The organism is Kluyvera georgiana, from assembly GCF_050990895.1.
Taxonomy (GTDB): Bacteria; Pseudomonadota; Gammaproteobacteria; order Enterobacterales; family Enterobacteriaceae; genus Kluyvera; species Kluyvera georgiana.
In genome coordinates, this window is record NZ_CP158865.1 from 1417663 (window position 1) to 1442861 (window position 25199).

Sequence of the window (25199 nt, forward strand, 5' to 3'; positions counted from 1 at the left end):
CGGTTGTTTTTTCATCTTCTTTAGATGGATAAGAATATTGTTTTACTCTCATATTTATAAAGTTTTCGCTCAGAAAAGGATATTGACAATATTTAACCTCAATGAAATTATTCGATCACGGATAAGGAGGGGACAATGATGTCGCTAAATAATGATTGTGGAAGAATCAACTGTATGAGTTGCCCTTCTAACTGTGAAGTTAAACCCAATACTTCGCTGCGGGTTTCATTTTGCCAGAACTATTGTTTTTGTACCTGGCCTGAAACAAGTGGCTATTTTTCTCTCGGAGTCATGGAGGGACTTCTTAAGCAAAGCTATAACTATCTGTACCTTGGGTGTATTTTTGTTGATTTTTCTATCAGCTACCTACGTTGTTTTACCGATAAACGATGGGTTGATTATTTACGTGAAACAAAATTAAAAATTGTTATCGTTTGCGATAAATACCTAAAACCATTGGCAAATTATTGGTTTAAACATTCTAAAGATATTTTTCTCATTATATATCAACAGGATAAATTAAATATCGCCTGTGAGAAATTAAAGAAACGTTTTATCTATCAACGTGATGCTTTCTTTCGTGGGGAGGTTCTGTCGACGCTGGAATTTTCTGTCCTGAGCGCGCTGATTGCCGGTGAAAGCTGCAATCAGCTGGCCAGTGAACTGAATGTCGACATCCGGACGGTGTACGCCGCAAAGCGTCGCGCGGAAAAAAAGATGGGCGCAGATATTAATACACTATTTCGTTTTTCACACGCTCTGTAAATGTGACTAAATAATCAATCTCTATATTTATAGTAATCACCTTACGGTGAGGGAGGCCTGTACCCTAAATATTAAGAATGAATAAAGAATATCCCCAGGAACCATACGTCGATGCCATACTCGACGACCTTTTTGCTTATTGAACAAAAAATAACGTCTTGAATAAATATTAAAGCAAGCACTGGCAGCGACATAAAAGGAAGAATACAAGGAGTTTATTATGATGCCGATACCCTTAAAACCCAGGAAGTTAGCATTGTGTATCACTGCCGCATTGCTGGCGACGAATATCAGCATTAGCGCCGTGTATGCCGACACGCTAAATGCGAATAACACCCTTTATTACTATTCATCCGGTAATCCGAACGGCAACAACAGCGACTATACCAACTACGATGAAGTGGTTATCACGACCAATGCAATAGCGTCAACCAGCGGGCTGAAAGGCTGGGCTATTTATATGAACGGCGAAAATTACAAGTTTAACGATCTCACCGTTAACACTTCTGGGATGTTATCGGATGGCATTCATACCAAAAACGGCGGCGGTAATATCGTCATTGAAAATTACAATGCGATAACCAGTTCCTACAGTTCCGATGGTATCAACCTGGGACGAGAGCTGTCGGCAAACTATTCTCGGGTCACGGTGAATAATGAAACCAATATTAAAGCGGCGGGCATGGGCGTTCGCGCTAATGCATCGGTAAACAACGCGAATGCGGTAGCGACGATTACCCTAAATGGCCCGACGACCATCGAAACGACCTCGGCAGGCTCTAACGTGGCGGGCTATGCGGTGTATGCCGGGCAGGATACCGAAGCGAACTCCACGGCAGTAAAAGGCAAAGCGGAAATTTTCCTCAACGGCGATAGTACGATTAAAACGGTGGGTAAGAACGCCCACGCCGTTTATGCTCGCGCGTCTGGCACTATCTCCCTGGGAAATGTGAATATTTCGGCTACCGGGGATGGGGCTAACGGGCTGTTTGCCTCTTCGACAACGGCTGGTCAGCAGGCCGCCATTTTCCTCGCCAAAAACGCCACCATTAACGTCGCCACCGGCGCGGCAGTCTACGCCACAGGCGCTGAAGCGCTGGTGAAATCCTATGACATCGGCACGGCAAGCGAGACGGCAGGGATCTACGAAATTAACGGCAATATCGTCGCGGATAAGGACGGGCAGGTTCAGCTGCATATGGCGGACGGCAGCCGATTTACCGGCATCACCAACTCCAATCAGCTGGTGACGTCCACTGCGGATGCCGGGACTATCGCTTTGACGATTGATGGCGATAGCAGCCTCTGGACGATGACCGGCGATTCGGTGCTGTCATCGCTAACGCTGAACAATGGCACGGTCGCCTGGTCGGGGGCCGCGGCGGGAAATATCCTGACCGTTGCCGGGAACTATCACGGTGATAACGGCCTGCTGAAGCTTAATACGGTCCTGGGGGATGACAATTCGGTTAGCGATAAGCTGGTCGTTCAGGGCGACACCTCGGGGACCACGCGCGTTGCGGTGGCTAATGCGGGCGGAAGTGGCGCTAAGACGATTAACGGCATTGAAGTCATTCACGTTGACGGCGTTTCTGACGGCGACTTTGTGCAGGCAGGGCGTATTGTTGCCGGCAGTTATGAATATGCGCTACGTCGCGGAGAAGGGGCGCAATACAGTCATTGGTACCTGATGAACGCTGCCGAATCGCCCGAACAACCGGTGCCTGAGCAGCCGACATTGCGTCCCGAAAGTGGTTCGTATATCGCTAATCTGGCCGCTGCCAACACGATGTTTAATACCCGTCTGCACGATCGACTGGGAGATACGCAGTATATAGACATGCTGACGGGAGAGCTTAAGACGACCAGCCTGTGGATGCGCAATGTGGGCGGCCATACGCGCTTTAAGGATTCCAGCGGGCAATTGAGTACGCAAAGCAATCGCTATGTTTTGCAGTTGGGAGGCGATTTGGCGCAATGGAGTACCGACGGTCTTGACCGTTGGCACCTCGGCCTTATGGCGGGCTACGGTAACAATCAGAGCAACACGCGTTCTGATGTCAGTCGCTATCACTCTCGCGGCCAGGTGACGGGGTACAGCGTGGGATTATATGGAACCTGGTACGCCAATGACGAGCACAAAACCGGTACCTATCTGGACAGCTGGATCTTGTACAACTGGTTCAATAACAAGGTATACGGCCAGGGGTTAGCAAACGAGAAGTACGATTCCGATGGCATCACCGCTTCTGTCGAAGGGGGCTATAGCTTCCTGATGGGGGAGCGTAGCGATGGGCGTTCTACCTACTGGCTCCAGCCGAAAGCGCAGCTAACGTGGATGGGCGTGAAGGCCGACACCCATACGGAAGCCAACGGCACGCGAGTCGAAGGCAAAGGCGATGGTAATCTGCAAACGCGGCTGGGGATGAAGGCCTTTATCAAAGGCCATAGCGCAGCTGATGAGGGAAAAGGGCGTGAGTTCCAGCCTTTTGTTGAGGCTAACTGGATCTATAATACCAGGTCCTACGGCGTAGCCATGAATGGTGTCACGAACTATCAGGCTGGAACGCGCAATATCGGTGAGCTGAAGGCCGGTGTAGAAGGTCAGATAGGCCGAAATCTGCATATCTGGGGGAATGTCGCTCAACAGATTGGCGATAAAGGTTATAGCGATACACAGGGCATGCTGGGGATCAAATACGCATTCTGATGCATTTAACTACCGCTGATGTGCTGTGGTATCGAGACGCCATGAATATTTACGCTGAAGAGTTGCGCATCATTATTGACGTCATCATGGATATCCTCTTTTACGCACGAGAAGAGAATCGAGGTGATGTGGCATTCCGTCGGTTATTAGATGAAATAGAAGTGCGAGAGTATCCTGAATCGGTGAAAACGCTGTGCCAGCAGGCGGCAAACACCTGGTTTTTGTCCGGTAGCATCAAGGATACGGCGGACAAAACGACGTTACAGCAGTCGGCCGTCGTCTACTTGTTGGCCGCTTTTGGTCGGATTAACGCGCTGGCGGCCACGGAAGAATACATCCTGCAAAGAAACAAAGATCTGTTCGACCTACGCTAAGCGAATGATTATTTCCCTGAAAGATTTTCCCCGCGAGAGATCGCGGGGCTTTTTTATGAGGAGTTAGCGCTCTTTCTTGTGTCTTACCGCAAGAGAAACCATAGTTATTTAACGACACGTTTTTCTATCTTGTGAGGATGTGTACTGTGGAGATGTATCTGCAAAGAATGAAAAACGAATGGCTGGCGCTGCTCGACCAAACGGATCCTCAGATTAGACAACAGGCTGCGGATATTGCCGTTGCGCATGCGCAGGCGTTAAGCGTGGAATTTTATCGCGTGGTTCTTGCCGATCCCCATGCTGAAGAGTTTCTCAGCAATGAGCAGGTTGAGAAACAGCTTAAAACGGCGTTAGAGAAATGGCTTATCGATATCCTCTCCTGCAACGTGGGTGATGTTGAGGGGTTGATGGCCGCTCAGCATACCGTGGCAGAAGTTCACGCTCGCATCGGTATTCCCGTTGAGTTGGTTGAAATGGGGTTCCGGGTGTTAAAAAAGATACTTTACCCCGTTATCATTTATGGCCCACAACCGTCAGCTGACAAATTACAAATTTATCATTTTGCTATTAATAGCATTGATTTAGCGATGGAGGTTATGTCGCGGGCCTTTTCCTTTAGCGAAAGTAGTATGGCGAAAGAGGATGAGAATTATCGAATTTTCTCGTTGCTGGAAAATGCTGAAGAAGAAAAAGAACGGCAAATTTCTTCACTATTGTCGTGGGAACTGGAGATCATTTACAAGGTGGTACTGGATGGCGATCTTGGTAATACACTGCCATTAAGCCAGTCTGATTTCGGTCTATGGTTTAATCACAAAGGCCGACACTATTTTAGTGGCATCGCTGAGGTTGGTCATATTTCTCGCTTGCTACAGGATTTCGACGGTATTCTTGCGACGATCAACAATACCACCAAACCGCTCGACAGTAAGACTCACCGCAATAAGTTTTTATTGCAGCTCAGAAGCACGGTTTCTCAGATTACGACGCTGCTGCGCGAACTATTTGAGGAAGTCTCCCGCCATGAAGTGGGGATGGATGTTCTGACCAAACTGCTTAATCGCCGCTTTCTGCCGACGATCTTTAAACGTGAAATCGCCCATGCCAACCGCGTTGGCACGCCGTTGTCGATCCTGGTGATTGATGTCGATAAATTCAAACAAATCAATGATACATGGGGGCATAACACCGGCGACGAGATACTGCGCCGGGTGTCGCAGGTGTTTTATGACAATGTGCGTAGCAGCGACTACGTTTTCCGTTATGGTGGCGATGAATTTATTATCGTGCTGACGGAATCTACCGCTCACGATACGCTACGTACCGCCGAACGCATCCGCAGTCGCGTTGAAAAAACTAAAGTGAAGGCCCCCAACGGTGAAGATATTATGTTATCGCTGTCGATCGGTGCGGCGATGTTCAGCGGCCATCCGGACTATGAACGCTTAATTCAGCTGGCGGATGAGGCGCTGTATATCGCTAAAAAACGCGGACGTAACTGCGTCGAGATGTGGAAGGCCAGTTAATTAGTGAATACACATCACCCCAACTGGGTATTTTCTGATGGGGCGCCGCCACATATTAACGATCGTTGTTTAATGTCTGAGTAGCTATTTGATCCAATCGACCTTTTGTCATCATTTCAATTATTGCCTCCGTTATTGTCGCTATACTCTTTTGCTCCTGTGCCACTTCCCGCGCACAAACACCTTCTGAGTTCAGAGGCTAACCTTTATGACATGGCAACAATTCAAGCAGGCTTATTTGATCAAATTCTGGTCGCCTGTTCCGGCCGTTATCGCCGCCGGTATTCTTTCTACCTACTATTTTGGCATCACCGGCACCTTCTGGGCGGTCACCGGCGAATTTACTCGCTGGGGCGGCCAGCTATTACAGTTGGTGGGCGTACACAGTGAAACCTGGGGCTATTACAAGCTGATTAGCCTTGAAGGGACGCCGCTGACGCGTATCGATGGCATGATGATCATTGGCATGTTCGGCGGTTGTTTTGCCGCGGCGCTATGGGCCAATAACGTGAAACTACGTTTTCCCCGCAGCCGCATTCGTATTTTTCAGGCTATCGTGGGCGGGATGATTGCGGGCTTTGGCGCGCGCCTGGCGATGGGCTGTAACCTCGCGGCCTTCTTTACCGGGATCCCGCAGTTTTCGCTGCACGCCTGGTTCTTCGCGCTAGCGACTGCGCTCGGTTCGTGGTTTGGTGCGCGTTTTACGTTATTGCCTATGTTTCGCATTCCGGTCAATATTCAGAAAGTTTCTGCCGCCTCACCGCTCACTCAGAGGCCCGATCAGGCCCGTCGCCGCTTTCGTCTTGGGATGCTGGTGTTTGTCGGGATGCTGGGCTGGGCGCTGTTGACCGCGTTCGACCGTCCTAAGCTGGGACTGGCAATGCTGTTTGGCGTCGGTTTTGGCCTGCTTATCGAGCGTGCGCAAATCTGTTTTACCTCTGCCTTCCGCGACCTGTGGATCACCGGCCGTACCCAAATGGCGAAGGCGATTATTGCGGGCATGGCCGTGAGCGCTATCGGCATCTTCAGCTACGTTCAACTGGGCGTTGCACCCAAAATTATGTGGGCGGGCCCGAACGCAGTAATTGGCGGTCTGTTGTTCGGCTTTGGCATTGTGTTGGCCGGTGGCTGTGAAACCGGCTGGATGTATCGTGCGGTAGAGGGGCAGGTGCATTATTGGTGGGTTGGGCTGGGCAACGTCATCGGTTCAACGGTTCTTGCCTACTATTGGGACGATCTGGCACCGTCGCTGGCGACAAGCTGGGACAAGGTCAACCTGCTCACCACTTTCGGTCCGTTGGGCGGCCTGCTGGTGACTTATGCACTGCTGCTGCTGGCGATGCTGCTGATTATTGGCTGGGAGAAACGCTTCTTCCGTCGCGAGTTAACCGCGACCACTCAAAGAATGATCGCTAAGGAGGATGCATGAGCGCTATCGTGCCTGATTATCGTCTGGACATGGTGGGAGAGCCCTGTCCGTATCCCGCGGTGGCGACGCTGGAAGCGATGCCGCAGCTGAAAAAGGGAGAAATACTGGAAGTCGTTAGCGACTGTCCGCAGTCGATCAACAACATCCCCCTGGATGCGCGCAACCACGGTTACACCGTGCTTGATATCCAACAGGATGGGCCAACGATTCGTTATCTGATTCAAAAGTGACTCGCCGCTCCTGCCATCCGGCGGGAGCTACCCTTTCTCAAAGGTTGAGAGATTCGTAAACAGACTTTACGCTGAGATAGCGCATCAATTATCCATCTTGTTTGCCCGAAATCCCGTAGCGTTCGCGTTTTATGATTTTAAATGGGAATTCACTATGCGCAAGCGCGCTTACCTCACGCTTATCCTGCTGACGGGGCTTCTCTCTGGCTGTACGACGGCTTACACCATGACGACCCGAACGGGAAAAACGATTGATACGCAGGGGAACCGGTCGCGGATGCCGCGACCGGCATGACCACATACGCGGATACCTTCGGTTAGCCGGATGTTCGTGGACTATTTTGATAAGTTCAGGCAGCACAGATATGCTCTGAAATAAGAATGCCTGGCATCTGTCCTCATAAGAGATTGCCTGTCGATACATACAGGCAATCTCATAGTCTTAAACCCGACGCGTTGCCGCCTTCATGCTCATAACAAACGCCCTCAGTTCATTCAGCATCGCAACATCATCCTCACGATGTTTCTCAATGATTTTGACTATGGCAGAACCGGAAATGGCGCCCATCGCACCAGCCTGAATAGCATCCGAGACCTGATCGGGGGTGGAAATACCAAATCCCTGAAGTGCTGGAGGGGCCTGAAGATTCGTCAGTGTCTCAACCAAATGTTGCAGCGGCTTTGATGCTCCCTGTTCGGTACCCGTGACCCCTGCGCGGGATAGCAAATAGGTATATCCCTCACAGTGACGGGCTATCTCCATGAGTAATTTATTTTCCGCATTCGGAGGACAGATAAAAATGGGCGCAATATGATAGCGCATAGCTGCCTGACGGAACGGCTGGGATTCTTCGAACGGTACATCCGCTACCAGCACTGAATCTATCCCGACCCGCGCGCATTCGGCGTAAAATGCATCAATGCCTCGGTTGAATACAAGGTTGGCATACACCAGCAGGCCAATGGGAATGTTCGGGTGTTTTTGTCGAACATTAGCCAGCATCTCAAAGCACAGCGTTGGAGTGACGTTTGCGGCGAAGGCTCGTAGTGCCGCAGTCTGAATGGTTGGGCCATCTGCCAGCGGATCCGAAAACGGGATCCCCAGTTCCAGCGCGTCTGCGCCTGCTGTGATCAGGGTATCAATAATCCGGAGCGATTGTACTGGACCTGGATCGCCAGTCATCACAAAGGGAACAAAAGCACCTTCTCTGCGGGCTTTCAGCGCAGTAAACATATTTTTATAGCGTTCCATCAAATTTCTCCTCGTGCCTGCAGAATGTCGTGTACGGTAAAAATGTCCTTATCCCCTCTACCAGAAAGGTTAACCACCAGTAACTGCTCCCTGTCGGGATGTTCACGCATCATTCTCAGGGCATGCGCCAGTGCATGAGAGGACTCCAGGGCGGGAATGATGCCTTCTTCGCGGCTGAGAGTTTTAAAGGCGTCCAGCGCTTCATCATCGGTCGCGGCGACATAGTCGGCACGTCCGATGCTGTTCAGGTACGCATGCTGTGGTCCGACGGAGGGGAAGTCCAGGCCGGCGGAAATGGAACAGGACTCAATGATTTGCCCCTCATCGGTCTGCATCATCGGCGATTTCATACCGAAATAGATACCCGTGCGACCGTGCTTGAGTGGCGCGCCATGCTCGCCGGTTTCAATGCCGTGACCAGCAGGCTCCACGCCGATCAGACCGACACGTGGTTCATCAATAAAGTCGGCAAACATTCCAATCGCGTTCGATCCCCCACCCACGCAGGCGATAACCGCATCCGGCAGACGGCCTTCTCTTTCCAGAATCTGCACCCGGGTCTCTTCTCCAATCATGCGCTGGAATTCACGAACAATTGTCGGGAAGGGATGTGGACCCGCGGCTGTTCCGAGCATGAAATGCGACTTTTCATAGCTACCGGACCAGTCGCGAAGCGCCTCGTTGGAGGCATCTTTCAGGGTTGCGGAACCGCTGTGTACCGGGATCACCTCCGCCCCCATCAGACGCATCCTGAAGACGTTCGGCGACTGGCGCTCAATATCCTTTGCCCCCATATAAATGCGGCATTTCAGACCAAGCAGTGCGCTGGCGAGCGCCGAGGCGACGCCGTGCTGCCCGGCCCCGGTTTCGGCAATGATTTCAGTTTTCCCCATGCGCTTTGCCAGCAGCGCCTGGCCCAGAACCTGGTTGGTTTTGTGCGCGCCGCCGTGGAGCAGATCTTCGCGTTTGAGGTATAACGTGGTGCGGGTTCCTCTGGTGAGGTTGCGGCACAGGGTCAACGCTGTTGGACGCCCGGCGTAGTTTTTCAGCAGCCCGGTCAATTCGGTATGAAATGCCGGATCTTTCTGTGCGTTAACAAAAGCCTCTTCCAGTTGAAGCAGGGCGGGTATGAGGATTTGCGGGACGTACATTCCACCGTATTCGCCAAAGCGTGGGTTTAGTATGGTGCTCATTATTGCTCCTTAATGTCTGCGCAGTGCCTGGTGCTGTGGTCCGGACTCTGCACGTGAAGTGAAATCAGTGACTACGCGGCGCTTCCTGGCTGCGTTAATACGCGATGGACTTTTCGCGCATGACAAAATTTGGGCAAAAAAAAGCCCGCTCATGGCGGGCAGGGTATCGGTGTGCGGATTGCAGACGTGACGATACTGCCCGTTAACGGGAAGTGCGCCACCAGTCATGCAAAGTCATCACTGAAAATGTCATCGTTCGATACCTGTCTGTTTACATTTTGTATCAGTAAACTAGTTCGATGGTGTGATGTCAATCCTTTCTGCTCAAAAAAGGTACTGATTATTCTTCTGCTTTATGCTCCCTGGCAGGCATTGCTGTCAGATAGCTCCCTGTAATTCACTTTCTTGAAGCATTTGCTTGTGGTGATTAAGATGCGTCAGTTTGTTGTTGACTCTCCTGTAAGGTAAGACTGTAAGGTTCACATATTCATTCAGGGGGATGGTTGCATGTATCAAATAGGGCTGTTTTCAAAGATCTGTCGTGTGACGATAAAAACGCTTCATTACTATAATGAAATCGGTTTGCTTGTTCCTGCCTATATTAATCCTGAGAATGGTTATCGATTTTATACTTCTGACCAGTTAATGAAGTTTCATCAGATTGCGAGTTTACGTCAGCTTGGATTTACAATAACTGAAATAGTTACGCTTACTCAGGATGAAAACTCCTGTCACATAATTGAACAGCGACGCCTTGAAATACAGAAAAAAATTCGAGACATGGACGATATGCTTTCCCGAATTAACCACTATCTGCAACATAAAAAAAAGGAAAGAATTATGCAATATCAAGCTGTTTTGAAAGAAATTCCGGAATGTATTGTTTACTCCAGGCGTTTCATTGTTCCTGATTTACCCTCGTATATCAAATTAATTCCACCTATAGGGCAAGAGGTAATGAAGGCAAATCCAGGTTTAACTTTAGCGACCCCGGCTTATTGCTTCACTCTTTATCATGATAAAGAGTACAAAGAGAAAAATATGGATGTGGAGTTCTGTGAAGCTGTTGATGATTTGGGTAAAAACGAAGGAGATATTATCTTCCAGGTTATCCCTGCCATTACAGCTGTAACTGTAATACACAAGGGACCCTATGATTCATTAAGAAATGCTTACATCTACCTGATGCAATGGGTTGAAGACAATGGCTACTTGTTAACAAATCCCCCAAGGGAAAGCTACATCGACGGCATCTGGAACAAACAAGACTCCGCAGAGTGGATGACTGAAATACAGTTCCCTGTAGAGAAAGTTTAATCGAGATGCAGGCTGGCCCGGTTAAGGGCCGCCTGCTGAGCGCTGATGAAATGCAGAGAAGGGGAAGGCAGGTCAGGTTTACGGCGTTACGATGAAGATGCCAATACGTTTGCATATTCCGAAAAGACGTTCTTATTTATGCTATTCCGGATAGTACCATTTTTGACTTTAATCGTTCCGGCACTGGTCATAAAACGGACGATTAAAATGAAAATCAGAACGCTACCTCTTATCCTTATCTCTTCTCTGGCTTTTTGTTGCCCACTCTTTGCTGCCGAAGGACTGACGCCGTTACAGCCCGGGGCTACAACAGGTACCCATACCGGCGCGCTTCCGCCCGACGGAATTTACATAGCGATGACATCCACCTATGAAACCGGTGTGGTACGAAACGGCGGTGGTGATACGGCGAAAATCGCCGGGGGGAAAAATAAACTTTCTAATGTCGGGCTGGTGATGGCTGCCACATGGGTTCCCGGCGTAGAATTCCTCGGTGCTCGCTATGCGGCGATGATCGTACAGCCCTATAAGTTTATTCAGGTAAAAAACACCGGCCAACACACCACCGACCACACAAGCGGATTGCTGGGGACCAGCATTATGCCCCTCGCTCTTTCCTGGGATTTACACAACAATTTCCACATTGGCGCCGGGTTAGCCATCTATTTACCGGATGGCAAAACGGCCTATACCCGCAATGCGGCAACCGGGCGTAAAGAGATCTCCGGAGATAACGTCTCATGGGATTATTGGTCGTTTGAACCCAATATCGCCGTAAGCTATCTGACCGACGACTGGGGGATTACGCTTAATAATATTTTTGACTTCAATATGAAAAATAGCGAAACCGACTACCGCTCTGGTAGCACTTGGTATCTGGATGTGACTGCCACCCATCGTATCAACAATAACCTCACCGCTGGGCTTATCGGTAACTGGACTAAGCAGGTGACTGACGACAAGATTAACGGTAGAACGGTGCAGGGGGTTGAGGGTATTTATTCTACCGGCAAACGCGTCGAACATTTCAAAGCCGGTCCGATGATGAGCTATAGCGTCAGCGGTGCGATCGTTACCGGCCGACTATTGTTTAATTTGCACAGCGAAAATGATGCCGGAATGACCTTTTTCCATATTGGGGTATCGATGCCGCTATAGTCATGCAATACCTCCTTTATTCCCGGGCGTAATACGTCAGGTTGTCAGGAGCTGGAAGAAGCCACGTTTTCTGCTCCTGACGGTTCTCTTTGATAGCTATCACATGTTGGGGATTCCCGGCTTAAAAACTACATCCCGTTTGCTGACAATAATGCCTCCCCCTCACGGACAGGAGCGTTTATGTTCTCCGAAGAAGCTATCATGATGATTCCCGGCTGGAACGCATTTCCACATGCACTCCAGCAGGCTTTACTGCGTCAGTCGCGCGTTCGTAGTGAAAAAGCCGGCAGTATTGTCTTTCATCAGGGGGCCGAAGTAGAGGCAATTGCCTGGACGCTGAAAGGCCATCTCTTTGCTAATGTTCATCATGCAAACGGCAACCAGACGCTGCTCACCCACGTGCCAGTCGGACGTATGATCTTGTTTAACTTTGTCTGGAAACGCACCCCCTTAGACCGCAACTTTATCGCTATGACCGATGTCGAATTACTTATTCTCCCCCGGGGCAGCGCGACGCAGTTGCTGGCCCAGTTTGATGAATTCAAAATGCAGGTAATAGATTCTCTCACCGAGAGGCTTAACGATCTGGATCGGGTGCTGTACACCCATAAAGTGTCCTCAAGGGAAGCCTGCGTGGCGGCTTTTCTGGTGGATTGTGAAGAAGGCCAAAAAGGATTGCATCGCGAGCGTCACATTCCCTTTACGATGCAGTTTATGGCCGAATGCCTGCGGCTCTCACGTCCTTTTGTTGCCAAAACGCTCAGGCATTTCGCCGATCGCCAGATGGTGGCGCTCAACTACGGCAATATCGAAGTACTCGATCTTAATGGACTGAGGCAGGTCGCCAGCCGTGAGATTATGTGAATTGTGAACTACCGCGCGCGGCAAATGTTAATTCTTTCCATTTGCTAATCAGGTTAGCTGCCAGGATAAATACAGGCAAATCTGAAGCGAGACACCGACCATGTACTGTGAAGATTATCGTTATGAGGAGTCAGTTCCCACCTTGTCGCAGGATGTCGCTCTTTCCGATCCGCATATCATGACTAGAATGATGTTCTTCGTAAACCTGGTCACTACTGGTTCAATATCATCTGCGGCAGAGCGTATGGGAATATCTATTTCATCAGGCTCACGCTGGCTGTCCGATCTGGAAAAAGAGATCGGCTGTCCTCTTTATCGGCGCAACAATAAAGCTATGCCGCTGACCGATGCAGGTGACTATCTGTATCGCAATTTTTGTTTAATCGGCGAGAAGGTCGGCCAGTTAAAAAATGAGCTGACCCATTTTTCCACCGAGCGTCGGGGAACAATTCGCATATGCTGTACACCGGTGTATGCCGAACAATATCTGATTCCCATCGTCGCCAACTACCTGGCCGGTAACCGTCAGGTGAATATCGCCGTCCACGTCTCAGCCTTCGGTATTCAAAACTGGAAAGATCACGATATCATCATCGGTGCTGTTAATGCATTAAGCCACCAACATGAGCAGGAGCTCCCGCTGGTGAAACGTAATCTGATCGCTGAACCTTTCGTGACCGTCGCCTCGCCCCAGTATCTGTTGATAAACGGCACGCCGCAGCACCCGTCCGAACTGGTGCATCATCGCTGCCTGTTTGCCAGTTCTCTAACCGGCAGCAACGATTGGGCCTATGAGATTAATAGTGAAAGTCATTTTTTCAAAATTCCCAAATCTCTTGAGGTGTGCGACAGCACCCTGTTACGAAAATCGGTGCTTTCAGGGGCTGGAATAGCCTACCTGCCGGAATATGTTGTGCAGCGAGATATTCTCAATGGAAAACTGACTTGCTTGTTTAAAGAGATGAAAACATCACAATGGTTATTAAACATCTATTATCCAGCCCGTAGTCAGATAACCGAATGCGTGTCCTCTTTTAAACATTTTTTGATTGAGCAACACACTGCCACTTTTCATCAAATACGTACGGAGAGCTATTAAAAAAAGCCAGTGCCCTTTTCATATTTGCAAGTATAGTTTTTATTTTTAGTCTTCAAACCCAATGTTCGTATTGTTAATCTTATTTCAGTTAGTTTGTTTTCACGATAATAACATTACCCGTCGCAGATGTTTTATGAAGCATCTCCCCTTATTACGCATAATCTGTTGATAAGGGGGTAATTAAATTTATTAACTGGGTGAGAATTATGCAAAATACCAATAACATTGCCGATAAAACGGCTAATCATTCCAGCACCCGGAGTAACTTCGGTGGCTGGGGCTGGAGCATGGTTGGCTTCAGCATGCTGATGTACTACAACTTCGCCGCCTGGACCGCTGACGGCCTGAACGTTATCGTCCAAAGCTTTGTCGATCTCCACGGCTGGGATTTCGCCACGCTTCTCTCTTTCTCCACTCCCGCCGGCTGGATTGGCGTTATCGGCGCGCTGGTGATCGCAGAAATGATCAAGCGCAAAGGGGCGAAAATCGTTGCTATTTTTGGTCTGCTGGCACTGGGATTAACGATGATCTGGTTTGGTCGCGTTACTTCCTACGCCGAATACGCTATTGGCCTGGCTCTGATGAATCTGTTGGCCACCGGGTGCTGTTTCAACGTTCCCGCCACTCTACTTAATAGCTGGTTTCCAAGAAAAAAAGGGCTGGCTCTCGGCTGGGCAACCATGGGAATGTCGTTCTGCACCGCGACGCTGATCCCTATCATGTTCTTTCTTTTTGACCGCTTCGGCGTGCCTGGGGCTTATGCTGTTGTCGGTGGGACGTTAATTACCCTCGGTATCATCTCCATAATCTGGATCCGTAATACGCCGGAAGAACTGGGCTTGTACCCGGACAATGAACCGATTTCTCGTGAACAGCAGGCGGCAAATCTCGCGGCCCAGACCGATTACCAGAGTCCCTTTACCTACCGCGTACTGTTCCGCGACCGAGAAATGTGGCTGATTTCCGTCGGCTTCGGCCTGCTGTGGCTGGTGGATATTGGCGTTGTCAGTCAGTTAATCCCGCGGCTGATTTCGGTTGGCTATGATAAAGAAACCGCTGTCTGGATGTTCACCTCCGCCGCGCTGATTTGCGCTATTTTCAGTTATTTCTGGGGCTGGGTAGATGTGAAAGTCGGCACCCGAAAAGCCAGTATCGCTTACGCATTTTTCTTTGCTGTTACCCACGCCTGCCTGCTGGTTCGCGGTAACGACTACTTCATCTACTTCACGCTATTAATGGTTGGCGCCAGTATCGCTGGTATCAAAGAGCTATGTACCTCAATGGTTGGGACCGTGTATGGCCGCTACGACTTTTCCGCCGCTAACCGTCTGGTTTCAACTATTGCCTGTTTATTCCGGGTTAGCTGTTTTGCAGTTGTTGCCGTCAGTCTGAAATATACCGGTGATTATGATGGCGCTTATATCTCTTTTATCGCCCTGGATATTATTGCGGCCCTGTTAATTTTCATGATTAACGATAAATGCAAAGGCAAAACAGATTCGGTCGTCACCGGGTAAATATTTTCAGTGCCACACCAGGGTTTAACGTTTTCGTAAACTGCCGGTTCACGAGTATTAACGTCACTTATTCAGGAAGTTATACCATGCTGGAAAAAGAGATTATTTCGCCGCAACGCGCTGCCGCCATGGTGGAAGAAGGAATGACCATTATGATTGGCGGATTTATGGCAGTCGGCACGCCAGAAAAAATTATCGATGCGCTGGTAGAAAAAGGCGTGGGTAATTTAACGATTATCGCCAATGACACCGGTTTTATCGATCGGGGGATCGGCAAACTGGTGGTCAATAAACAGGTCCGCAAGATCATCGCTTCTCATATTGGCCTTAATCCGGAAACCGGGCGCCAGATGTCCAGTGGCGAGCTTGAAGCAGAGCTGGTTCCCCAGGGAACGCTGGTTGAGCGTATCCGCGCCGGTGGCGCCGGACTGGGTGGTGTACTCACCCGGACCGGTCTTGGCACGGTCGTGGAGGAGGGTAAACAGCAGGTGATTATTGACGGCCAGCCCTGGCTGCTGGAACACCCCCTGCAGGCCGATATCGCCCTGATTCACTGCTCCATTGCCGATACCGCTGGTAACGCAATGTTCAATAAAACCACCAAAAACTTTAACCCGGTGATGGCTACCGCCGCACGCCTGGTTATCGCCGAGTGCGAATCCATTGTGCCGATGGATTGCGCCGCCGCCGACCGTTACAACACGCCCGGCATTTTTATCGACTACCTGGTTAAGGGGGAAGATCACCATGGATAAAAACGCCGTAAGAGAACGCATTGCACGCCGGGTTGCAAAAGAGCTTCGCAAAGGGGATCTGGTGAATCTGGGGATTGGTCTGCCGACGCAGGTCGCCAACTACGTCGCCGACGATCTTGGCATCATTTTCCAGTCTGAAAATGGTCTGGTGGGGCTCGGTCCTATGCCGGATAGCGACAGCATCGACGCTGATTTAACTAACGCCGGCGGTCAACCGGTCACCGCCGTACCCGGAGCGGCATTCTTCGACAGCGCACTGTCGTTCGCCATCATACGCGGTGGTCATGTCGATGTGACCGTTCTGGGGGCGCTGGAGGTGGATCAGGAGGGCAATCTCGCCAACTGGATCATCCCGGGCAAGATGGTTCCCGGAATGGGAGGCGCTATGGACCTGGTGAACGGTGCCCGCCGCGTCATCATCGCCATGGAACACTGCGATAAAAAAGGCCAGCCAAAAATTTTGCCTCTCTGCCAGCTGCCGCTGACCGCCGTCGGCCAGGTCAATCTGATCGTGACGGAAAAAGCAGTCATTGAAGTCAATAACGGCCTGATTTTACGCGAAATCGCCGCGGATGCCAGTGTGGAGGAAGTGGTTGCGCAAACCGCTGCGCCGCTACGCATCTCTGAATCATTAATCCATTTTGCCTAAAAAAGGACACCATCAATGAAAGTGATACCGATTAGTGAAGCTAGCCCCTACAACCCACCGCTGCATCACGCCATGGTGGCGCTGAAGCTGTGTGATGGTGCGTTATGCGACGCCCGCCAGTTTTGGTGCGGATTGTCGCATTTTTTACCCGGAGGCGGCGCCGAGTGGGCCTATGACGATTCGCCGACGGAAAAACTCTACGTGGTACTGGAAGGCGCTATCACCATCCGTACCAGAGAGGAAACGCGTGTAGTCAGCAAAGGGGAAGCCGTTTTCCTCGCGCCGTTTGAGGGGCGTGAAGTGGTTAACCACACCAATTATCCAACCAGCATGCTGGTCATCGCCAGCAATACGTAACCAGTAAGGGATCATTATGGACACAACATGGGATAACAAAGTCAAAGCGCTGTTCAGCCTTGAAGGCAAAGTTGCGGTTATCACCGGCGGTGCAGGCGCGCTCGGAGAAGGTGTAGCCCGTGGCCTGGCGAACTACGGCGTTAAAGTCGCGGTAACCGGCCGTACCATCGCCACCCTGGAAAAAACTGTTCAGCAGGTGCAGGAGGCGGGCGGTGAGGCCCTCGCTATCGCTGGCGATATGACCGACGAAGTGGCGGTTAAAGCCCTGGCCGATCGCGTGGTCGCAGTCTGGGGAAAAGTCGACTTTCTGATCAATATTGCCGGCATTGCAATTCGGCATCCAGCGGAAGCCTTTGATGTTAATGATTTCCGCAAAGTAATGGACGTCAACATCACTGGTACCTTTATTCCCTGCAAAGTATTTGGCCAATTGTTTATCCAGCAGGGGTTCGGGAAAATCGTTAATACCTCATCGGTGCGCGCTTTTGCCGGACACCCCGGCGGCTACGCGGCTTACGGCACATCGAAAGGAGCTATTAATCTATTAACCAGGCAGCTGGCTACCGAATGGGCGAAATACCACATCAACGTTAACGCCGTCGCACCGACCATTTTCTGGACGCCGCTGACCCAGGAAGTCCTGGAAGACGAAAAACTGAAAAAGATCTTCCTTGATCGCATCCCGATGGGCCGGGCTGCCGTTGTGGAAGATATGGTCGGCACCGTCGTATACCTTTGCTCACCTGCCGCAAATTTTATTACCGGCCAGGTCATTTACATCGACGGCGGTTGTACGGCGGGCTAAGGAGATGGCAATGAACAATCCGCTCACACGCATCACGATCCTCGGCGGCGGCCTGATGGGCAGCGGTATCGCGCAGATCTTTGCCGCCCGAGGTGTGGAAGTCACGATTTATGATATCGACGCTGGCGCCTGGACCGCACCGGACACCATCCGCAGCAATCTGCGACGTATGCAGGCGGACGAGGCCACCATCGAAGACGTTGTAAGCCGCGTCGTTTTTTGCGATCGGCTGGCGGAGAGCGTTGAAGGGGCGCAAATCGTCTTCGAATGCGTACCTGAAAAGCTGGCCCTCAAGCAGCGGCTGTTTCATGAACTGGACGCGCTTTGTCCGCCAGGAACCATTCTCGCCTCCAATACGTCGGTCATCAGCATCAGCGAGATCGCTCGCGACGTGATCCACAAACAGCGCGTACTGGGCACCCATTTCTGGAATCCGGCCTTTCTGATCCCGCTGGTGGAGGTCATTCGCACGCGCTGGACCAGCGATGCGCTATTCGAACGCACATTTGACATCCTCGCCTGGGCAGGAAAACGCCCTGTGCGGGTCAATAAAGATGTGCCGGGGTTCCTGGTAAACCGGCTACAGCACGCCCTGTGGCGCGAAGCGATTTACCTTGTGGAGCAGGGCATCGCCGACGCGCGCACCGTAGACGAAGGCATCCGCTATGGTTTTGGTATCCGACTGCCGGCCCTCGGCCCACTTGAAAACGCCGATATGGTAGGGACGGACCTGACCCTGGCGATTCATGAATATATTTTTCCGCATCTGAATAACGCGACAACTCCCTCGCCTCTGCTACGCCGACTGGTGAGCGAAGGCAAGCTGGGCTTCAAATCCGGTGGCGGATTTCAGACCTGGGACGACGCATCAATTAACGAAAGTCGTGAGCGCCTGCTGAACTATCTGCAGCGTGTCACTCAGCAACCTGAGGAGTAACACTATGGGTAAGAAAGTTTTTGTCGATTTAACGCATCCATTTAGCGCCGACACTCCGCGCTGGCCCTATTTCGATAAGCCGCTGATCGACAGTGCGCATACCATGGCAAAAGGCGGCGTGTTAACCCAGCGTATTTCCTGCACCATGCACACCGGCACTCACTGCGATGCCCCGCGTCATGTGATGGAAATAGAATTCGACGGTAAAAGAGCGCGCTATACGCATGAAATGCCGGTCGATGCTTATACTGGCGAGGCGGTATGCCTGGAGATTAACGTTGGGCGCTGGGAATTAATTCAGCCACATCATCTGGAAGATGCCTGTCTCCGTGCAAATATCAGACCAGCAGAGTTAGCCGGAATGGTGGTATGCCTGAATACCGGTATGCATCGTAAATTTGATGATTCAAAAGAGTATTATCACTATTCCTGCGGTACTGGCGTGGAAGCTGGAAAATGGTTTGTTAAAAATAAAGTTAAATGCGTCGCTATGGATATGCAGGCATTAGATCACCCGCTACATACTGCGATGGGGAATAACGGTGCCACGCGTATGAATCTACTCGGCGCATCCGGACGTCCACTTACTGAAGAATATACTGAACAGTTCGGTGAAGAAGCCTATGCCGAATTTGATAAAGAGCTGTATATCAAACTTCACGGCCATGCCGCCTATGATGAAAAGTTCGGCGATCTAGAGGCTATTGGCTGCTGGGGAACCTGGGAACCCTGCCATAAGCAGATGCTCGGTCACGGTATTGTCGGCGTTGAAAACCTCGGCGGCAATCTGGATAAAGTTTCCGGCAAGCGTTTCCGTTTCTTCTGTTTCCCGCTGCGCTGGTATTTAGGCGATGGCTCGATGGTGCGCTGCGTGGCGGAAATTGATGAAGATGATATGAATAACGTGCCGGAAAGAACCTATAGCTACGGAGGCTGCATTTAATTAAATTTCTCCTGAGTTTTTATAAGTAATGTAGCTGACTAATTTGCTATTTAGTGAAAGGTAATCTGTGCCCGAAATAATATTTTTATTCATTTCTGGTGCATCACGCTTTTACGCCAAAATAATCTTGTAGCGATATTTTTATATTATTAAATATCAATGCCGCTCTGCATCGGAGGAGCAACCACATGAGTACAAAAGATGTTGTCATTGTCAGCGCCGCCCGTACGCCCATCGGCTGCTTTGGCGGCGCGCTCAAGGATCTCTCGGCTATCCAACTGGGTGAACATGCAACCACCGCCGCTATCGCCCGCGCCGCTATCAAACCGGACGATGTTGACGAAGTGATCATGGGTAACGTGCTGGGGGCCGGGCTGGGTCAAAACGTCGCGCGTCAGGTCGCTATCGCCGCCGGGATCCCGGTAGAGAAAAGCGCCTTTAACGTCAGCAAAGTATGCGGTTCCGGGCTCAAGGCAACCATTCTTGGCGCACAGGCCATCGCGCTGGGCGATGCGGAAATCGTGGTGGCTGGCGGCACGGAAAGCATGAGCAACGCCATGTACTTATCCGCCGCGGCCCGCTGGGGACAGCGCATGGGCGACAGCGCGCTGATTGACAGCCTGATTAGCGACGGTCTGACCGACGCTTTTTCCGGCGAGCATATGGGGATCACCGCTGAAAACCTGGCACAAAAATACCAGCTCACTCGGGAAGCGCTGGACGCCTATGCGGCGGAAAGCCAGCAACGCACTGAATGGGCACAGAAAAACGGTCGTTTCGACAATGAAATTGTGCCGATAAAAATCGTCACGCGTAAAGAAGAGCGTTACATCAAGGTCGATGAATTCCCCCGTCACGGCACTACGCGTGAAACCCTCGCCAGGCTACGCCCGGCGTTCCGGCCTGACGGTGTAGTCACGGCAGGGAACGCTTCTGGCATTAACGACGGCGCTGCCGCGCTCGTGCTGATGAGCCGTGAAAAAGCTGCCGCCCTCCAGCTTCAGCCGTTGGCAACGATCCGCGCCTGGGGCAGCGGCGGCGTCGATCCCAACATTATGGGCTACGGGCCGGTACCCGCAACGCGCAGGGCTTTATCCCGCGCGGGCTTACAGGTGGATGACCTCGACGTCATCGAGGCCAACGAAGCCTTTGCCTCCCAGTGTCTGAGCGTTATGAAAGGGTTGGGGCTGGATCCGCAGAAAACCAACGTCAACGGCGGTGCAATTGCTCTCGGCCACCCCATCGGCGCTTCCGGCGCACGCATTCTGGTCTCGCTGGTTCATGAAATGCAGCGCCGCCACGCTCGTTACGGCCTCGCTACGCTCTGTATCGGCGGTGGGATGGGGTTGGCCATGGTGGTTGAAAAAGAATAAGGAACAAGGAGCTAATTATGTCAGCACAAAACCACGTTATTTTGACCGTCGCCTGTACCGGGGCCTGGCCGCAGAAGAGCGACACCCCGTATATTCCACTTACCCCGCAGGAGCAGGCCGACGAAATCGTCCGCTGCTGCGAGGCCGGCGCCTCCATTGCCCACATTCATGTGCGTGATGAGGGAAGTCAGGCTTCGATGGATTTTGATCAATTCGCCGAGACCGTGCGCCTGGTTCGCGCGCGCTGCGATATCGTCATTAATCTGACGACCTCCGGCGGACTTGGCCTTAGCGACGAAATTCGCATGAAACCATTCCAGTTATTGCGGCCCGAAATGGCCTCTTTCGATGCCGGAACCATGAACTGGGCCCACGCAACAATATTCGAAAATAGCCCGCGCTTTCTGGAGAAACTCGCCGTCAGCATGAACGAGTGCCAGGTGAAGCCGGAGTTTGAAATCTTCGATGCCGGGATGATTTACAACGTTCTGTACTACATGAAGAAAGGACTGATCGTGGGGAATCCACACTTTCAGTTTGTCCTCGGTGCGCCGGGCGGCATGACGGCGGAAGTGCGTAACCTGATGTTCTTGCTCGATACCTGTACACAGCATCTGGGAGATAATTTCACCTGGTCGGCGTTGGGCATTGGTCGCGGTCACCTGCCGATTGTCCTCGCCGCGCTGGCACTGGGGGGCAACGTTCGGGTTGGCATGGAAGATAATATTCTCTATCGCAAAGGTGAATTGGCGCAATCCAATACCTGGTTCGTTGAGCGCGTTAAGCGGCTGGCTGCAGAGGTGGATAAAAGTATCGCGACCCCTGACGAAACTCGTGCCATCCTTGGCCTGATACGCCAGCAGCCTGTTAGCGCCTGATTGTGATCCTCCTTCCTGAATGCCGATCGCCTCTCTCTATGTGCAGGCGATCGCTTTCGATCGATATCTGAACGAGAACCCTTATATGAACATTTCGATTCCCCGGGAACCGCTGGCGGGTGAGACGCGGGTCGCCGCCACGCCCGCGACCGTTGAACAGATGCTGAAGCTGGGCTTTACGATCTCCATCGCCCGCGGCGCGGGGGCAGCGGCAAATATTACTGATGACGCATGGCAGACCGCAGGTGCAACGCTGTGTTCGCAGGATGAGGTCTGGCAGAGCGATATTATCCTGAAAGTTAATGCGCCTCTTGCGGATGAAATCCCTCTTTTGCGCCCAGGCTGCACGTTAATCAGTTTCATCTGGCCGGCACAGAACTCCGAGCTAATGGCGAAACTCGCCGCCCGCGACGTTACGGTGTTGGCAATGGATGCCGTACCGCGCATTTCTCGCGCCCAGTCGCTGGACGCCTTAAGTTCAATGGCTAATATTGCCGGCGGCTTTGGCAGCGAAGGTATGGCATCTGACGGTAGCGCCCTGCAGGGCGAACATCGCGAATGCAGCGCTGCGGAGGTAGCGGAAGCGCTGAAAAACGCCCGTTCAGTCATTATTACCCCCGGCTACGGTCTGGCGGTAGCCCAGGCGCAATATCCGGTACAGGAATTGACCAGCCGGCTGAACGCGCTAGGCGTGAAGGTAAGATTCGGTATCCATCCAGTTGCCGGGCGTTTACCGGGACATATGAACGTGCTGCTGGCGGAAGCCAAAGTCTCCTACGATCTCGTGCTGGAGATGGAAGAGATTAATGGCGACTTCAGTGATACTGACGTGGTGCTGGTCATCGGCGCCAACGACACCGTCAACCCCGCTGCACAGGAAGATCCCGGGAGCCCCATCGCAGGCATGCCGGTACTAGAAGTGTGGAAAGCAGAGCAGGTGGTAGTGTTCAAACGCTCGATGAATACTGGCTACGCAGGCGTACAGAACCCACTGTTCTTTAAAGAAAACACCACCATGCTGTTTGGTGATGCAAAAGCGAGCGTAGAGGCGATACTTGCGCAGCTCTGATTAATTGATTAGATGTACTGGATGCATTGCAGAGGGTGATGGAAAAGTACATCACCTCCTGAAATTTTGCCTGATGTAGAATCAGGGATTACATTAAATATCAATACTGCTCGTTCAGCGCAGGATAGTTCTGACACATTGTTAAAAAGTAAGAAGCTTACTGCTGTTTAACCGAATAATGGATAGGGCAGAGATAGGGTGGGCTTATACCTTTCAGCGAATCGCCACCTGTTACGGACGTACCGTGTTGAATGGCATTGACCTTAATAAATATGCTGGAAGACGATTTGGTACAGATCTTCCATAATTATTTTCCTGTCATGCCAGTCATTCAAAGGCGTTAAACTGTGACTCTGACTTCATACTCATCGAATTAATTAGCTGTTTGATGTCAGATACAGGATGGTTGTGTGCGAAGTAGCGATGGACACCAAGTTGTTGCACAAACAGCAAAGCTAACGTAAATTCAAGTATGTGAACTTTGTCTGCATATGGGAAAAACCATGGATGTGACAGCACTCAAAAAAACCACTCTTACCGAGCAGATTATGGAGCAGATTGCGTCCCAAATTACCTCCGGAAAGCTCAAGCCTGGCCAACGCCTGCCTAATGAGCGAGCGATGGGGGAGATGTTCAACGTGACGCGCAGCCGGGTGCGTGAAGCGCTACGTGCACTATCGCTGATTGGGCTTATTGAAATAAAACCCGGCGATGGCAGCTATGTCTGCGAAAATAAACCGCAGCTTCCCGAAGAGACGATGACCTGGATCTTCCATAAAGAGATTCATAACCTTGATGAAGTCTATGCTGCAAGAAAGCTGATAGAAGAAGAGGTTTACCTCACCGCGGTTGGCGTAGTAAGTCATGATGATCTTATTCGCTTTCAGGCCTTAATTGACCAGATGGCGGAGCTGATTGCCGGGGATGGCAAGCCGGAAACCTACCATCAGTTGCTTGATGAATACGATCTCTTGATGGGCCGTCTGTGCGGCAACCAGATCTATGACAAGCTGATGCAAACCATTGTGATGCTGCGTAAGGACTTCTCGCGTAAATTGCTTAACGCCGACGGGGCGATGGCGCACAGTTTTAAGCTGAGGTTAAGTATTCATGAGGCTTTCATCCAGAGGGATAAAGTCCATTTGCGTAAAAATCTGAAGTCCTTCTATCAGTCTTCGCGCAAATTCTACGATCGTATTGCGGATAATAAAGACAAATAAAATGGCCAGGGTTAAATCTGCTGAGAGAGCCTTTCGCCTGCTGGAATTGATTGCCAGCCATCGCGAGGGGTTAAGCTTTACCGAGCTGCAAACCAGCCTCGAGATTCCCAGAAGCTCCGCTCATAGTTTAATTCAGGAGTTTCTCGATAACGATTATCTACTTTATATGCCGGATACACGCTTGTATCACGCGGGTCTGGCGCTGATAAAAATTGCCGCTAACTGCATTGAAAGCACCGATCTGGTCCGCGACTTGCGTTTGTTGACCGCATTTCTGAGTAAACGGCTGTGTAAAACCAGCCATGCGGCGATTCTGGACGGTAGGCAGGTGGTTTATCTGGCGAAAGCGCTCGCCCAGGACGACCTCTCGTTAATGCGGCATATCGGCAATCATCTCCCGGCGCACTGTACCGCCGTCGGTAAAGTGCTGCTGAGCCAATACAGCGATGAGGAGATTACCTGGCTTTATGGCGACGCGCCGCTGGAGAAAATGACGGTCGATTCAATAGGGACGTTGCCGGTATTGCTTGCCGAATTAGGTGAGGTACGCCAGCAGGGATATGCGATTGAGCAACGCGAGGCCAACGAACGCGCGGCGTGTATTGCTCTGCCTATTTATTCTGGCGCAGGAAAAATGGTCGCGGCGTTTAGCGTGACCACTCTTGCCTACGAGTGGGAGTCGCTGGTGCTTGAGGATGTGCTGGCGGTGATGAAAGAGTGCCGGATCCTGGCGCAATAGCGATATTTTCAGCATATCGTCGAATCGTCCCCCGGAGGCG

23 protein-coding genes, 2 pseudogenes and 1 other annotated feature are annotated in these 25199 nt (G+C 51.2%); of the genes and pseudogenes, 23 read left to right on the forward strand and 2 right to left on the reverse strand.

The window, feature by feature from the left end; genetic code table 11:
* Nucleotides 1–135 precede the first annotated feature (135 nt).
* From ABTW00_RS06770 to yedF, 6 genes are all read left to right on the forward strand, one after another.
* Nucleotides 136–765 carry a LuxR C-terminal-related transcriptional regulator gene (locus tag ABTW00_RS06770; protein ID WP_433639710.1) on the forward strand — a complete coding sequence of 210 codons (630 nt, stop codon included), beginning with the start codon at nt 136–138 and terminating at the stop codon, nt 763–765.
* Between the two features lie 220 nt (nt 766–985).
* Complete coding sequence (locus tag ABTW00_RS06775) at nt 986–3475, forward strand: autotransporter outer membrane beta-barrel domain-containing protein (protein ID WP_433639712.1); 2490 nt, start codon at nt 986–988, stop codon at nt 3473–3475.
* Nucleotides 3476–3516: 41 nt separating this feature from the next.
* Nucleotides 3517–3849 carry a hypothetical protein gene (locus tag ABTW00_RS06780; protein WP_164092350.1) on the forward strand — a complete coding sequence of 111 codons (333 nt, stop codon included), beginning with the start codon at nt 3517–3519 and terminating at the stop codon, nt 3847–3849.
* Between the two features lie 146 nt (nt 3850–3995).
* Nucleotides 3996–5375, forward strand: coding sequence for a diguanylate cyclase (locus ABTW00_RS06785; protein WP_433639716.1), 1380 nt, complete (start codon nt 3996–3998; stop codon nt 5373–5375).
* A gap of 208 nt (nt 5376–5583) precedes the next feature.
* Nucleotides 5584–6804, forward strand: coding sequence for a selenium metabolism membrane protein YedE/FdhT (gene yedE / locus ABTW00_RS06790; RefSeq protein ID WP_433639719.1), 1221 nt, complete (start codon nt 5584–5586; stop codon nt 6802–6804).
* Nucleotides 6801–7034, forward strand: coding sequence for a sulfurtransferase-like selenium metabolism protein YedF (gene yedF / locus ABTW00_RS06795; protein ID WP_065355838.1), 234 nt, complete (start codon nt 6801–6803; stop codon nt 7032–7034). Before yedE ends, yedF begins: the two co-directional genes overlap by 4 nt.
* A gap of 442 nt (nt 7035–7476) precedes the next feature.
* Here yedF and trpA read toward each other — a convergent pair whose 3' ends face one another.
* Together trpA and trpB are read right to left on the reverse strand one after the other, a co-directional pair.
* Nucleotides 7477–8286 carry a tryptophan synthase subunit alpha gene (gene trpA / locus ABTW00_RS06800; RefSeq protein ID WP_433639722.1) on the reverse strand — a complete coding sequence of 270 codons (810 nt, stop codon included), beginning with the start codon at nt 8284–8286 and terminating at the stop codon, nt 7477–7479.
* Nucleotides 8286–9479, reverse strand: coding sequence for a tryptophan synthase subunit beta (gene trpB, locus ABTW00_RS06805; RefSeq protein WP_433639724.1), 1194 nt, complete (start codon nt 9477–9479; stop codon nt 8286–8288). Before trpB ends, trpA begins: the two co-directional genes overlap by 1 nt.
* A 135-nt stretch (nt 9480–9614) precedes the next feature.
* Nucleotides 9615–9708 (reverse strand) — a sequence feature (Trp leader region).
* 278 nt (nt 9709–9986) lie between these two features.
* On the opposite strand from trpB, the gene ABTW00_RS06810 reads away from it, so the two are divergent.
* The 17 genes and pseudogenes from ABTW00_RS06810 to ABTW00_RS06890 all read left to right on the forward strand — a co-directional run bounded on the left by ABTW00_RS06810 (nt 9987) and on the right by ABTW00_RS06890 (nt 25159).
* Nucleotides 9987–10796, forward strand: coding sequence for a MerR family transcriptional regulator (locus ABTW00_RS06810; protein ID WP_433639727.1), 810 nt, complete (start codon nt 9987–9989; stop codon nt 10794–10796).
* 357 nt (nt 10797–11153) lie between these two features.
* Nucleotides 11154–11954 carry a SphA family protein gene (locus ABTW00_RS06815; protein ID WP_433639730.1) on the forward strand — a complete coding sequence of 267 codons (801 nt, stop codon included), beginning with the start codon at nt 11154–11156 and terminating at the stop codon, nt 11952–11954.
* A gap of 180 nt (nt 11955–12134) precedes the next feature.
* A complete protein-coding gene (locus ABTW00_RS06820) occupies nt 12135–12818 on the forward strand; it encodes a Crp/Fnr family transcriptional regulator (protein WP_433639733.1) in 684 nt (227 codons plus the stop codon).
* 100 nt (nt 12819–12918) lie between these two features.
* On the forward strand, nt 12919–13917 hold the full coding sequence (locus ABTW00_RS06825) for a LysR family transcriptional regulator (protein ID WP_433639736.1): 999 nt from the start codon (nt 12919–12921) through the stop codon (nt 13915–13917).
* Between the two features lie 206 nt (nt 13918–14123).
* A complete protein-coding gene (locus ABTW00_RS06830) occupies nt 14124–15434 on the forward strand; it encodes an MFS transporter (protein ID WP_433639739.1) in 1311 nt (436 codons plus the stop codon).
* Between the two features lie 89 nt (nt 15435–15523).
* Nucleotides 15524–16189 (forward strand): CoA transferase subunit A, encoded by a 666-nt coding sequence (locus ABTW00_RS06835; RefSeq protein WP_433640958.1) that lies wholly within the window; start codon nt 15524–15526, stop codon nt 16187–16189.
* Nucleotides 16182–16838: a 3-oxoacid CoA-transferase subunit B gene (locus ABTW00_RS06840; RefSeq protein ID WP_433639742.1), complete on the forward strand. Its 657-nt coding sequence runs from the start codon at nt 16182–16184 to the stop codon at nt 16836–16838. The genes ABTW00_RS06835 and ABTW00_RS06840 overlap by 8 nt, the downstream gene beginning before the upstream one ends.
* Nucleotides 16839–16853: 15 nt before the next feature.
* Nucleotides 16854–17195, forward strand: a complete 342-nt coding sequence (locus ABTW00_RS06845; protein WP_125345782.1) for a cupin domain-containing protein — start codon at nt 16854–16856, stop codon at nt 17193–17195.
* A gap of 16 nt (nt 17196–17211) precedes the next feature.
* Entirely contained in the window at nt 17212–18000 is a 789-nt protein-coding gene (locus ABTW00_RS06850) for an SDR family NAD(P)-dependent oxidoreductase (RefSeq protein WP_433639745.1), read from the forward strand.
* 10 nt (nt 18001–18010) lie between these two features.
* Nucleotides 18011–18937, forward strand: a complete 927-nt coding sequence (locus ABTW00_RS06855) for a 3-hydroxyacyl-CoA dehydrogenase family protein (RefSeq protein ID WP_433639747.1) — start codon at nt 18011–18013, stop codon at nt 18935–18937.
* A gap of 4 nt (nt 18938–18941) precedes the next feature.
* Nucleotides 18942–19880, forward strand: coding sequence for a cyclase family protein (locus tag ABTW00_RS06860; RefSeq protein ID WP_433639750.1), 939 nt, complete (start codon nt 18942–18944; stop codon nt 19878–19880).
* A 188-nt stretch (nt 19881–20068) separates the two neighbouring features.
* Complete coding sequence (locus ABTW00_RS06865; RefSeq protein WP_433639752.1) at nt 20069–21253, forward strand: acetyl-CoA C-acetyltransferase; 1185 nt, start codon at nt 20069–20071, stop codon at nt 21251–21253.
* A gap of 17 nt (nt 21254–21270) precedes the next feature.
* Nucleotides 21271–22131, forward strand: a complete 861-nt coding sequence (locus tag ABTW00_RS06870; RefSeq protein WP_433639755.1) for a 3-keto-5-aminohexanoate cleavage protein — start codon at nt 21271–21273, stop codon at nt 22129–22131.
* Between the two features lie 85 nt (nt 22132–22216).
* A pseudogene (pntA, locus tag ABTW00_RS06875) lies at nt 22217–22630 on the forward strand (Re/Si-specific NAD(P)(+) transhydrogenase subunit alpha); the annotation flags it as partial.
* Nucleotides 22607–23200 (forward strand): annotated as a pseudogene (locus ABTW00_RS06880) (NAD(P)(+) transhydrogenase (Re/Si-specific) subunit beta); the annotation flags it as partial. The pseudogenes pntA and ABTW00_RS06880, both read left to right, overlap by 24 nt.
* A gap of 503 nt (nt 23201–23703) precedes the next feature.
* Complete coding sequence (locus tag ABTW00_RS06885) at nt 23704–24420, forward strand: FadR/GntR family transcriptional regulator (protein ID WP_433639758.1); 717 nt, start codon at nt 23704–23706, stop codon at nt 24418–24420.
* A gap of 1 nt (nt 24421) precedes the next feature.
* A complete protein-coding gene (locus ABTW00_RS06890) occupies nt 24422–25159 on the forward strand; it encodes an IclR family transcriptional regulator (protein WP_433639760.1) in 738 nt (245 codons plus the stop codon).
* Nucleotides 25160–25199 lie beyond the last annotated feature (40 nt).